At 45.7% G+C, this 12,349-nt stretch carries 9 protein-coding genes; 6 read left to right on the top strand and 3 right to left on the bottom strand.

The window, feature by feature from the left end:
* Positions 1-88: 88 nt before the first annotated feature.
* The 3 genes from serC to AAHN97_RS22040 all read right to left on the bottom strand — a co-directional run bounded on the left by serC (position 89) and on the right by AAHN97_RS22040 (position 2,983).
* Entirely contained in the window at positions 89-1,159 is a 1,071-nt protein-coding gene (gene serC, locus AAHN97_RS22050; RefSeq protein WP_343304260.1) for a 3-phosphoserine/phosphohydroxythreonine transaminase, read from the bottom strand.
* A 148-nt stretch (positions 1,160-1,307) separates the two neighbouring features.
* Positions 1,308-2,282, bottom strand: a complete 975-nt coding sequence (locus tag AAHN97_RS22045) for a zinc dependent phospholipase C family protein (protein ID WP_343304258.1) — start codon at positions 2,280-2,282, stop codon at positions 1,308-1,310.
* A 56-nt stretch (positions 2,283-2,338) separates the two neighbouring features.
* Positions 2,339-2,983 (bottom strand): DUF502 domain-containing protein, encoded by a 645-nt coding sequence (locus AAHN97_RS22040; RefSeq protein ID WP_343304257.1) that lies wholly within the window; start codon positions 2,981-2,983, stop codon positions 2,339-2,341.
* A 163-nt stretch (positions 2,984-3,146) separates the two neighbouring features.
* Between AAHN97_RS22040 and AAHN97_RS22035 the strand changes: the two genes are divergently transcribed.
* The 6 genes from AAHN97_RS22035 to AAHN97_RS22010 all read left to right on the top strand — a co-directional run bounded on the left by AAHN97_RS22035 (position 3,147) and on the right by AAHN97_RS22010 (position 11,919).
* A complete protein-coding gene (locus AAHN97_RS22035) occupies positions 3,147-3,761 on the top strand; it encodes a TetR/AcrR family transcriptional regulator (RefSeq protein WP_343304256.1) in 615 nt (204 codons plus the stop codon).
* 12 nt (positions 3,762-3,773) lie between these two features.
* Complete coding sequence (locus tag AAHN97_RS22030) at positions 3,774-5,138, top strand: TolC family protein (protein ID WP_343304255.1); 1,365 nt, start codon at positions 3,774-3,776, stop codon at positions 5,136-5,138.
* A 33-nt stretch (positions 5,139-5,171) separates the two neighbouring features.
* Entirely contained in the window at positions 5,172-6,281 is a 1,110-nt protein-coding gene (locus tag AAHN97_RS22025; protein WP_343304254.1) for an efflux RND transporter periplasmic adaptor subunit, read from the top strand.
* A 35-nt stretch (positions 6,282-6,316) separates the two neighbouring features.
* Complete coding sequence (locus AAHN97_RS22020) at positions 6,317-9,871, top strand: efflux RND transporter permease subunit (RefSeq protein WP_343304253.1); 3,555 nt, start codon at positions 6,317-6,319, stop codon at positions 9,869-9,871.
* Positions 9,872-9,994: 123 nt separating this feature from the next.
* Positions 9,995-11,086: an SGNH/GDSL hydrolase family protein gene (locus tag AAHN97_RS22015; protein ID WP_343304252.1), complete on the top strand. Its 1,092-nt coding sequence runs from the start codon at positions 9,995-9,997 to the stop codon at positions 11,084-11,086.
* Positions 11,087-11,127: 41 nt separating this feature from the next.
* Entirely contained in the window at positions 11,128-11,919 is a 792-nt protein-coding gene (locus AAHN97_RS22010) for a TIGR00266 family protein (protein WP_343304250.1), read from the top strand.
* Positions 11,920-12,349: the final 430 nt, after the last annotated feature.

Here is a 12,349-nt window from a genome sequence, read left to right as displayed (position 1 = left end):
AAGAAAAGCAGGGTAGGAATCAGAGAACGGTATAAAAAAAGGACCGACTTTTAGGTCGGTCCTTCATATATAATATTTTCTTATGCGGTTATGCCTTCTTTAAGGAGAAGAATTTCATGGCTTCCACCATGGCTTCAACACTTTCAAGGGGCAGTGCATTGTAAAGGGATGCGCGGAAACCGCCTGACAGGCGATGACCTTTGATGCCAACGATATCTTCTTTCTTGGCGAATTTGAGGAATTCCTCTTCAAGCTCTGGTTTGTCGATGGTGAAGGTCACATTCATTTTGCTGCGGTCTTCTTTGGCAACATTACCACGGAACAGCGGATTGTGATCTATTTCATCATATAATAATGCGGCCTTTTTGTTATTGATCTTCTCAATAGCAGCCACACCACCCTGGCCTTTCAGCCATCTGAGCGTAAGCATGGAGATATATACGGCAAACACCGGAGGGGTGTTGAGCATAGAGCCGTTTTCAATATGCAATTTATAATCCATGATACTGGGAACCTTGCGTGTGATCTTGCCCAGTATGCTTTTGCGGACAGCTACCATGGTGGCACCTGCTGCACCCATGTTCTTCTGCACGCCGGCATAGATCAATGCATAGCGGTTAAAGTCCATCTGGCGGCTGAGGATATCACTGCTCATATCAGCTATCAGTGGCACATCCGTTTCCGGAGTGGTATGCCATTGCGTACCATAAATGGTATTGTTGGTAGTGATATGCAGGTATTTGGCCTGTGATGGAACCGTATACTGCTTGGGGATGTGATTATAATTACTGTCTTTGGAGCTGGCGATGACATCTACATAACCAAACTGTTTAGCTTCTTTGATGGCTTTATTAGACCATACGCCGGTGTCAATGTAAGCAGCTGTTTCCCCGCTCTCCAGCAAGTTCATCGGAACCTGCAGGAACTGGGTAGTAGCCCCTCCGTGTAAGAACAGCACCTCATAGTCGTCCTCCAGCTGCATAAGCTCTTTGGCAAGACTGCGCGCCTCTTCCATCACGGCTACAAATGGCTCCGTGCGATGTCCTATTTCAAGGATTGACATCCCGCTACCGTCAAAGTCGATCAGCGCTTTGCTGGCTTTGTACAGCACTTCGTTTGGTAATACAGAAGGACCTGCATTAAAATTGTGCACCTTCATGTTGCGATCTAAATTGTATACGTTTTCTTGTTCCACTTGTCTATGGTTTTTCGAAGGAATTGGCAAAAAATCGCGGTTGAAATCAAAACCGGAGGATGGGTAGGAAAAGGTTAAAAAAGATAGAGGCTCAAAGATAATATTTCTTTTGTTAATCTTGATGTTCCCTGTTAAATATTTTACCATGCCGCCAGAGACTGTCCAGCTGATGTATGGCGGCTTTGTCCGGCAATAATATTGTTAATGAATGAAGAGGAGGCTGGCCTGCATCCACCCATGCTGTATACCAGCAGGCAGCAACTGTTGCCACAGCAGCCCGCATTCTGCGTTCCACCATATCTCCCAGTAAACGGTGATAGGCTTTCGTATAGGCGGTTGAGTAATTGCGTACCAATAGCCCTTTCCGTGACTCATAAGCATATCGCTGGTCTGCCGGGAAACGTAAACTCAGCTTTTTTTCCAGCCGCAATACTGTATCTGCTGCCAGTGCACTGGCAGTGATCACCTGCCATATGAGTTCCCGTGGGTCCTTTATATAAGCCGCAGGCCCCGTCCAGAGATCAAAGGACTGGTCCGCCAGCAATTCCGGAATGCGGGATTCCCACAATCCATGGATCCCGTGCTGGCCGGTGAATTGCCCGTTATGATTGGAGCAGGCATGTAATGGTACATGGGCATCTCCCATATAATGCCCCAGTTCCGCTGCCAGCTTAAGTATCCGGCTGCCGTCCCTGGCCTGGAAAGCCGTTGTTAACTGTGCCATCATTTTCTCAAGATGCCAGGGCAGAACACCATACCGCTGCAATGTATCCGCAGTGAATTTTGCCTGGGCCTCCGGCCAGGAGCGGGGAACAGCAGAAAAAGGAGCTTGCCCGTAATGGTCTGCATCCAGGTAATGACGGGGACCTTCTGCCGCCAGCAGATACCTGCGTTTATCAGGAGCCGTGGATTGCTGAACGATGTATTCAATATGTGGCTTGAAAAACACCATCATTTCCGGCGGAAGGGAAAAAACGGCGAGGCGGTTGATGCGCTCATGTGCAAAGAAACCCCATGCCTTAGCAGGATGGGCGGGAACTAACAAACAAGCCACCAGCAAAAGGATGGCGCGGAACAATGGATACATGGGATGAAGATCCGAAGAAAAATGCAGGCAAAGAAAGAACTGAGATATTGTTAGTTCTACTTCACTTCACTTTGCCTGTGACTAACAATTTCCGTAATATGTGTCACCCCTCCCGAAACGGCAAACTTCATGGCCTCACCTGCTGAGATATTCGTCAGGGGCCGTACTTTCTCCTCCTTTACAATAAATACCTTACCTGTAATAGCATAAGCATGGGGTACATATACTGCCATATAACCCTCCAAACCAAGACTGTTCACATTCTCCTGGGTGATGAACCCCATTTCCCACACATCCTCTCCATACACATTCACCAGCACAGGATGGTCAAATTTCTTCTTCTCTCCCACAAAGGCATCAAAAACATCCTTCACGGAAGAATAGATATACTTAATAAATGGAGTACGCTCCAGGATATGGTCAAACATATCTATCAGCCTGCCCACAATGAAGGAAGAACTGATATAACCCACAAAAACAACCATGATCAACACAATGGCAAATCCTACTCCTTTGTATTTCAATATGTTAAGCGGATGGTCCAGTGGAAGCAGGTCACGCGGTAATATATTATCTATGGTTACAAAACCCCAGTATAACGTAAAAGCCGTGACTCCGATAGGCGCCAATATGAGCAAACCCTGGAAAAAATAGCGCAATATCCGGGACAATAACAACCTGAACCTCAATTTTGGAGACATGTGATATGGTGTTGAAAGAGCAAAGGTACAGCATCCGACCCTCAAAAGACCCAAAAAACGCCGAAAAGCTCAAAGGTGAAAAATAACTGATGGAAACTTTGGTAGTTTAAAAAGTTTCCATAGTTTTGTGCGTGTATTTAAGAAATTCAGGGTTTTAACAACAATGGAAGTACAAGAGAGAATATTAGATACTGCATTCAACCTTTTCAGGCAATACGGAACCCGTTCCATTACCATGGACGAAATTGCCCAGAAAATGGGGATCTCCAAGAAAACGCTGTATGCGCACTTTGCGGATAAGAGCGATCTGGTGGTGAATGTAATGAGCCGGCACCTGAAATTGATGGAAGAACAATGCCTGGCCGGTAAGGAACAATCCAAAGATGCCATCGAGGAACTGTTCCTGGTGATGAAAATGCTGGAGGATAAATTACGCAATATGAACCCGGTAGCCATGATGGACCTTCAGAAATTCCATGCAAAAGCCTACCAGATCTTTGAACAGCATAAAGATGTATTCATGTTGCAGATGGTCCGCCAGAACCTGGAAAGAGGTATCCGCGAAGAGCTGTACCGCCCGGACCTTGATCTGGAGATCCTCAGCCGCTTCCGCACAGCTTCAGCCATGTTCTGCTTTCAGCCGGATATGTTTGCAATGAGCGGTTTCGACATGACGCGTGTGCAAAGAGTGCTGCTGGAAAATTTCCTGTTTGGGGTAGTCACGCTCAAAGGGTATAAGCAGATAGAAGAATATAAATCCAAAGATTACCCGAAATAAACACACAGAACTATGCAGTTTAAATGGAAGCTCATCGCTTTAACAGGTATGATGATGCAATTATTAACCTACGCTAATGCCCAGCAACCTGCCGTTATACCGGAAGGAAATGTGAGGTTTACTGTAAAAGAAGCAGTGGACTACGCGCTGGTGAATCAATACGCGGTTCGGAATGCCAAATTGGATGAATTGCGCCAGCTTGCCGTGAACAAAGAAGTCAGTGGCCTCGCATTGCCACAGGTTTCAGGTACCGGTACTTTTCAGGACAATCCGATCATTCAGAAACAATTGATCGATGCATCCAACTTTGACCCCTCTGTACCTAAAGGTACGCTGGTTCCTTTCGCTTTTGGTCTTAAATACAATGCTGTAGGCAATGTAGATCTGAACCAGGTATTATTTGATCCAAGTGTGCTCGTTGCCCTTCAGGCCCGCAAAACATTGGAAGACCTGGCAAGGAAAGGCGTTAAAAAATCAGAGATCGATGTAAAAACAGAGGTCTATAAGGCTTACTATAACGTACTGGCCGCAGACAAAGCGCAGAAGATCCTGGAAGAAAGTGTACTCCGCATGGAAAAAACACTGAACGAAACGAGAGAAACCTATAAGAACGGTCTCGTGGAAAAACTGGATGTGGACAGGCTGGTAGTACAATACAATAACCTTAAGTCTGAAGTGGTTCGTATCCGTAATGTCCGCGAAGTAGGTCTCGCTGCGTTGAAATTCCAGATGGGCATGCCTATGAAACAACAACTGGAATTAACGGATACGCTCAGCACTGAAGCACTTACAGCCGGTATCGATGATCAGCAGGGATTCACTTATAATAGCAGGATCGAATACCAGCTGGCTGAAGTACAAAAGAAAGCCAACGAATATAACCTGAAGAGATATCGCCTGGAAGGGTTACCTTCTTTGAATGCGTTTGGACAGGCAGGTGTTTCCCGCGCCAGCAATACTTTTAACTACTTCCAGCAACAACTCTGGTATGGTTATGTAGCATGGGGGCTCAACCTCAGGATCCCAATCTTTAGCGGATTGCAAAGAAAACGGAAGGTGGACCAGGCCTTTATTGAGGTAAAGCGTTCAGATCTTCAGCTCGAAAATACCCGCCATGCTATAGATCTGGAGCAGACTTCATCTTCTACGAACCTGCGGAACAATATCACCACACTGGAAAACCAGGAGGAGAATATGGCACTGGCTAACGAAGTATATAAAACAACAAACATCAAGTATAAAGAAGGAGTAGGCTCAAGCCTTGAAATGATCACTGCAGAAACAGCTTTGCTCGAATCACAGAACAACTACTTTACGGCATTGTTCAATGTGATCATCTCCAGGGTCGATTACCTGAAAGCATACGGAAAACTCTAATCAAACTACAATCTGCCTAAAATCTATAATACCATGACTAAAAGATATTTTGTACTCCCCCTGATCACAGTGATCCTGGCTGCTTGCGGTGGCGGTGGCGGTAACAAAACTGAAGAGCTGCAAAAGCTGAAGCAAGAGAAGGCTACACTGGACGCAAAGATCTCTGCCCTTGAAAAAGAACTGAAAACAGGCGATTCATCTGTTAAGATGAAAACCGTTACCGTTGCAGCTATTGAGAATACTACTTTTGAACACTATATAGATCTCCAGGGTAGTGTGGACGCTAAAGAAAATGTGGACGCTACAGCCCAGATGCCCGGTATTGTAAAAGCTATTTATGTGAAAGAAGGCCAGGCCGTTTCAAAAGGTCAGGCACTTGCACAGATAGATGATCAGGTACTTCGTTCAAGTCTGGCTGAATTGCAAACCCGGCTGGACCTCGCTAATGTACTGTTCGAAAAACAAGCTAACCTTTGGAAACAACAGATCGGTTCCGAAGTACAATACCTTACTGCTAAGAACCAGAAAGAAGCACTGGAAAGGAATCTGGCTGTAATGAAAGATCAACTCGCACAGTCACGCATCGTTGCTCCTATCAGTGGTACTGTAGATCAGGTGATCGCTAAAGTGGGTGATAACGCCGCACCAGGTGTACCTGCCTTCCGTATTGTGAATAGCAACAACCTGAGGGTAATAGCCAACGTAGCAGAATCATTTGCCGGTAAAGTGAAAACAGGAGCAGAAGTACTGCTTACTTTCCCTGATATCAACAAAGAACAACGCACCCGCATCGGTTTTGCAAGCAAAACAATTGATCCCGTAAGCCGTACCATCAGGGTGGAAGTTCCTTTAAAAAGTACTGCTGATCTGAATCCTAACATGATCGCACAACTGCGCATTATTGATTACAAAGCAGGTAATGCTATTGTTGTGCCCGTGAGCGTGATCCAGTATTCTTTGGGTAAACCTTATGTGCTGACCGTAAAAGGCAGTGGGAATAAATTACAGGCAGTACGTAATAATGTAGAGATAGGCCGTACTTATAACGACAAAGCAGAGATCAAATCTGGTCTGCAGGCTGGAGACAGGATCATTACTTCCGGCTTCCAGGGCGTGAACGATAATGACTTCGTGAAACTGTAATTGTGTAGTGCTATCCACCTAAAAAAAATTACCCGATGAAGGACTTAGAAAAAGAATTTAAACCCACCAGTTGGGCCATTGATAATAAGGTGAGCATTTATGTGGCCACCATTATTATCGCGCTGGCGGGTATATTATCCTATAACGCACTACCAAAGGAACAATTTCCCGAAGTAGTATTCCCGCAGTTCTATATCAGCACCACTTATCCAGGTACTTCTCCGGAGGATATGGAAACGCTCGTGACCAAACCACTTGAGAAAAAGCTGAAAGCGATATCCGGTGTAAAGAAGATCTCAAGCTCTTCTGTACAGGATTACTCTGCCATCAATATTGAATTTGATGCGGGAGAAGATATTGAAGCTGCTCGTCAGGAAGTGAGAGAAAAGGTAGATGAAGCTAAGCCGGACCTGCCTACCGATCTTTCCACAGTTGGGCAGGAGCCGCAGATCATCAAAATAGATGTGAGCCAGATCCCCATCATGAACGTAAACATGAGTGGTGACTTTGATCTGCAGACCCTTAAAAAGTATGCAGATGAAATGCAGGACCGGATCGAATCTCTCAATGAGATCACCCGTGTGGATATTGTGGGGGCATTGGAAAGGGAGATCCAGATCAACCTGGATAAATTTAAAATGGACGCCGCCAGAGTGAACTTTGACGATGTGATGTTTGCAGTGAATGCTGAAAATAAAACAATGTCAGGCGGTGTAGTTTCAATGGACGGTCAAAAACGTTCATTGAGTGTGAAAGGGGAGTATAAAGATCCTACCAAGATCAGAGACATTATTATCCGTAGCCAGTCGGGATCAGTGGTGTATCTCCGCGATATCGCAGAAGTAAAGGATGGATTTGAGGAACAGGAAAGTTATGCGCGTTTGGATGGCAAAAGCGTAATCACGCTGAACGTTATTAAAAGAAGTGGGCAGAACCTGATCAATGCTTCCGATAAGATCTCTGCTATCGTAAAAGATATGGAGGCCAACTACCTGCCGAAAGGGCTGGAAGTAACCATCACGGCAGACCAGTCTGAATCCACCCGTGTAACTTTGCACGATCTGATCAACACCATTATCATTGGTTTTATACTGGTAACGGTTGTACTCATGTTCTTCATGGGGGCAGTGAACGCGCTCTTCGTGGCATTGTCTGTTCCGATCTCCATGTTCATCGCCTTTATCATCATGCCTTCAATGGGCTTTACGCTCAACATGATGGTGCTTTTCTCCTTCCTGCTGGCACTGGGTATTGTGGTAGATGACGCCATTGTGGTGATCGAGAACGTGCACAGGATCTTCTATGAACGAAAGGACCTTGGTATTGTGCACGCCGCTAAAATAGCGGCAGGTGAAGTGTTCCTCCCTGTATTCTCAGGTACGCTCACAGTACTTGCACCATTCTTCCCGCTGTTATTCTGGCCTGGTATCATTGGTAAGTTCATGTTCTTCCTGCCGGTTACCCTCATCGTAACACTGATCGCGTCCCTGGTAGTGGCTTATATCATCAACCCGGTATTTGCGGTGGACTTCATGGATCGTCACGAAGGAGAGAATCATCCTAAACCAACTTTCAATAAGAAGTTCCTTATCCTCTCCATTTCATTTGGTGTGGCCGCATTATTGGGCTATTCCGGAAGCATGGGTGCAGGTAACCTGATCGTTTTCCTTTACTTACTGATTGTGATTGAACGTTTCTGGTTGGGTGGTGTGGCACGCAAATTCCAGACCAGGCTCTGGCCACGTGTGCAGAACAGTTACAAACGTTTATTACAATGGTGTATTATCGGATGGCGCCCTGTATGGATATTGGTAGCCACTTTTGGTCTGCTGGTGTTCAGTATCATCGTCACCGGTATCCGTAACCCTAAAGTTGTGTTCTTCCCGCAATCAGACCCTAACTTTATTTTTGCTTATATAGAGTTACCGATCGGTACTGACCAGATCGTAACGGATTCTATTACTAATATTGTTGAGCAACGCATTACAAAAGTTGTAGGAGCTGAAAACCCACTGGTGAAGTCCATTATCTCCAACGTAGCAGTAGGAGCCGGAGACCCAAGCCAAATGGATCTCTCAATAAGTCCTAATAAGGGTAAGGTAACAGTAGCCTTCGTGGAGTTCGCTAAACGTAACGGCCTCTCTACTGTAGACTATCTGGATAAGATCCGCGGTGCTGTGAAAGGTATTCCCGGAGCAGATATTACTGTTGAACAGGAACAAGGCGGCCCCCCAACAGGTAAGCCTATCAACATCGAGATCACTGGTGATGAGTTCGAACTGCTGGCAAATACCTCAGACCGTTTGAAACGTTATCTGGATAGCTTGCAGATTGGTGGTGTGGAAGAGCTGAAAAGCGATTTCCAGAGCAATAAGCCGGAGATCATTGTTTCTATTGATCGTGAAAGAGCAAACAGGGAAGGGATCTCTACTAAACAGATTGGTGACGCATTGCGTATCGCTCTCTTTGGTCAGGAGGTTTCAAAATTCCGTGATCCGGAAGATGATTATCCCATTACGATACGTCTTAAAGAAGATCAGCGTAACAATATTAATACACTGATGAACCTGAACCTCACTTACCGTGATATGAACATGGGCGGTCAGATACGTCAGGTTCCTTTGAGTGCCGTTGCTAATATCCGTTATTCCAATACATATGCCGGTATCAAACATATCGACGAGAAAAGGGTGGTGACGCTGTATTCCAACATTCTAACCGGTTTCAATGCCAATGAAGTGGTAGCTGCGATCAATAGCGCGGTGCTGGATTTCAGCCCGCCGGATGGCATCACCGTTAAAATGACCGGTGAGCAGGAAGATCAGCTTGAAACCATGAACTTCCTTATGTTGGCTATGTTAGGTGCCTTCGGCCTGATCCTTATGATCATGGTAACACAGTTCAATTCTGTGGGCCGCCCATTGGTCATCCTCTCCGAGATTGTATTCAGTATCATCGGTGTGTTCTTAGGTTTTGCGGTGTTCGGTATGGATATCTCCATCGTAATGACTGGTGTAGGTATCATGGCACTGGCTGGTATCGTGGTACGGAATGGTATCGTACTGGTTGAGTTCATCGACCTCCTGGTACAACAAGGTGTACCGGTTCCTGAAGCTGTAGTAGAAGGTGGTAAAACACGGATGACCCCCGTTATCCTTACTGCCATCGCTGCGATCTTAGGTCTGATCCCTCTGGCAGTTGGTCTGAACATCGACTTCTGGACCCTCTTCGATGAAGGTAAAGCACACCTGTTCTTTGGAGGTGATAACGTTGCCTTCTGGGGCCCGCTGGCCTGGACAATGGTGTTCGGCCTCATCTTCGCCACCTTCCTTACATTGATCCTCGTGCCTGTAATGTATTTCATGAACAAGCGCAGTATCGATATACTGGATCATTACGGATGGCCACGTGGTCTGAAATACGTACCATTCCTGGTGCTGATCCTGAAAATGCTTTCCAAAAAGGAAACTATCAGGAAGATGCACAACCTGGAGTACCAATCTCCACGTCCTTACAATTTCTTCAACGGCCATGCCGATGAAAAAGATAAAGAGCAAGCTAGATCCGCCAAAGGAGTAGTAATGCATTAAGAGACTGTTTTTCTAATAGTAATAATCAGAGCAAACAGTGTAACAGTTGTAGGTTAACAAATGCCGTCCCGATTCATCGGGACGGTTTTCTTTTTAGGATTATTTCTATTAAATTTCGAAATGATGAAAAAGACACTCCTCCCACTCGCCCTTTCATTTTGCGCTATCAGCGCAACGTATGCACAGGACACTACTTATACGAATGCCACCAGCTTTATGCTCATTGGTAAAGGCCTGCCCACCAACAAACCTTATGTGAGGCTGGACAGTATTCAAACCCGTGAACTCACGCCAGCTGTGAAATACCTCAGCACCAACAGTGCCGGTATTGCCGTTCTGTTTGAAACCAATTCCAAATTCATTAAAGTGAAATGGAATGTGAACCGCGTGGCGTATCATTCCAATATGACACCTATTGTACATAGCGGTCTGGACCTCTACGGAAAGAAAGATGGCAAATGGGTATGGGCTGGGGTAGGCCGCCCGGTGAACAGAGTAGATGCGGAATCTGTGATCGTTAATAACATGGATTCCACTACCAAGCAATTCATGCTCTACGCACCCACTTATAACGAACTTACCTCCCTGGAAATAGGAGTAGCATCAGGAGCAACGATACGCGTACCTTCCAAACCGGGTATCGATACCACAAAAAGAGTGGTGATGTACGGCTCCAGCATTATGCAGGGTGCATCTGCTTCCAGGCCGGGGATGGCATATCCTGCCATCATTGCACGCCACAGTGGTTGGGATGTAGTGAACCTGGGTTTCAGCGGAGCAGGCAAAATGGAATTCCCCGTAGCGGAAATACTCGTTACCATGAAAGCATCCGTTTTTGTGCTGGACTGTATGCCTAATCCTTCATTGGATGAAATAAAGGAACGGGGTTACCCCTTCATCAAACACCTGTTGACCAAACGTCCGGAAGTGCCCGTGCTGCTGGTGGAATCTGCTATTTATGAAAGCGGCAACTTTGATCAGCGCATAGCAGAAGTAGTGAGGAAAAAGAATGCATTGCTCACAGAGATCTATACCAAATTAAAGCAGGAAGGATTCAAACAGTTGCATTATTTATCTGCTAAAGGCCTCATTGGTGAAGATCATGAAGGGGCTACAGATGGCGTGCATCTCAACGACATCGGTTTTCAGCGCCAGGCAGAAAAAGTATGGCCGGTTGTACAGCAACTGGTGAAAAAATCCAGCGGAACCAAGTGAGCAATTTCGTAACTTGCTCATTATAAAAAGCACAATAACCTATGCTTAAAAATCATGAGATCGACTACCGCATTCACGGCGAAGAAATGCAGATAGTAGAAATAGAACTGGACCCTCAGGAAAGCTGTGTAGCAGAAAGCGGCAGCTTTATGATGATGAACCAGGAGATAAAAATGGAAACATTGTTTGGCGATGGCTCCGGCCAGCAGCAAGGCTTTCTGGGTAAACTGATGTCTGCCGGCAAACGCCTCATCACCGGTGAAAGCCTGTTCATCACTGCTTTTACCAATATGGGACAGGGCAAAAAAAGCGTGAGCTTTGCCGCTCCATATCCAGGTAAGATCATCCCCATGAACCTAAGCCTGCTCGGCGGAAAGGTGATCTGCCAGAAAGATGCGTTCCTCTGCGCAGCCCGCGGCGTGAATGTAGGCATCGAATTCCAACGCAGACTGGGTACCGGTATCTTTGGCGGAGAAGGTTTCATTATGCAGAAACTGGAAGGAGATGGTTTGGCGTTTGTACACGCAGGTGGTCTTGTGATCGAGCGGGAATTGCAACCAGGTGAAGTGTTGAAAGTGGACACAGGTTGTGTAGTAGCTTACACACAACAAGTAGATTTTGATATAGAATTTATTCGTGGTATTAGAAATATGGTGTTCGGCGGAGAAGGTTTATTCTTTGCCGTACTGAGAGGTCCGGGTAAAGTATGGCTGCAAAGTTTGCCGATCAGCCGGTTGGCAAGCAGGGTTTTGGCCTATGGAACCGGGGCAAGGAAGGAAGAAGGCAGTATCCTGGGCGGATTAGGCAACCTGCTCGATGGAGATGGTCGTTAATTAAAAGGTATTGATAACCAATAATTTATTAAAGAGCCGCGGAGGATATACATTGTTCTCCGCGGTTTGTTTTTTGAGTGGTCTGAACAATTTTATAAAAAAAGCGCTCCATTTATCCTTTTTTTGCAAATTATTAACGAACAGAATGGTAGTATTGTCTTAATATTGCGCGGAGGCTTAACCAATACACCAGATTTTTAGTATATTAGAGTTCTAAACGGCGGCTGGCACTGTGTGGGTGCTACAACAGTATAAAACTGGCGCATGTTTTGATCGATTATCCTGGTGCTATGAATATGAAGTATGAATAAGAAGAGTTACTTACTCATGTAAAGTTCAGGTGAATCCAAAGCAAGTTTAAACTTTTTCCCAGGTCTAATTAACGGTAGCCCTGAAAGCATTCCACAAACGAGTTGTGAATGGTTAACCA

The organism is Chitinophaga niabensis (genome assembly GCF_039545795.1).
Taxonomy (GTDB): Bacteria; Bacteroidota; Bacteroidia; order Chitinophagales; family Chitinophagaceae; genus Chitinophaga; species Chitinophaga niabensis_B.
Note: the sequence above shows the minus strand (reverse complement) of the source record. Positions and strands in the feature narration are given on the sequence as shown.

Coding starts and splice junctions, on each gene's coding strand:
- serC (WP_343304260.1), bottom strand. CDS start 1,159: ATGAAGGTGCACAATTTTAATGCAGGTCCTTCTGTATTACCAAACGAA.
- AAHN97_RS22045 (WP_343304258.1), bottom strand. CDS start 2,282: ATGTATCCATTGTTCCGCGCCATCCTTTTGCTGGTGGCTTGTTTGTTA.
- AAHN97_RS22040 (WP_343304257.1), bottom strand. CDS start 2,983: ATGTCTCCAAAATTGAGGTTCAGGTTGTTATTGTCCCGGATATTGCGC.
- AAHN97_RS22035 (WP_343304256.1), top strand. CDS start 3,147: ATGGAAGTACAAGAGAGAATATTAGATACTGCATTCAACCTTTTCAGG.
- AAHN97_RS22030 (WP_343304255.1), top strand. CDS start 3,774: ATGCAGTTTAAATGGAAGCTCATCGCTTTAACAGGTATGATGATGCAA.
- AAHN97_RS22025 (WP_343304254.1), top strand. CDS start 5,172: ATGACTAAAAGATATTTTGTACTCCCCCTGATCACAGTGATCCTGGCT.
- AAHN97_RS22020 (WP_343304253.1), top strand. CDS start 6,317: ATGAAGGACTTAGAAAAAGAATTTAAACCCACCAGTTGGGCCATTGAT.
- AAHN97_RS22015 (WP_343304252.1), top strand. CDS start 9,995: ATGAAAAAGACACTCCTCCCACTCGCCCTTTCATTTTGCGCTATCAGC.
- AAHN97_RS22010 (WP_343304250.1), top strand. CDS start 11,128: ATGCTTAAAAATCATGAGATCGACTACCGCATTCACGGCGAAGAAATG.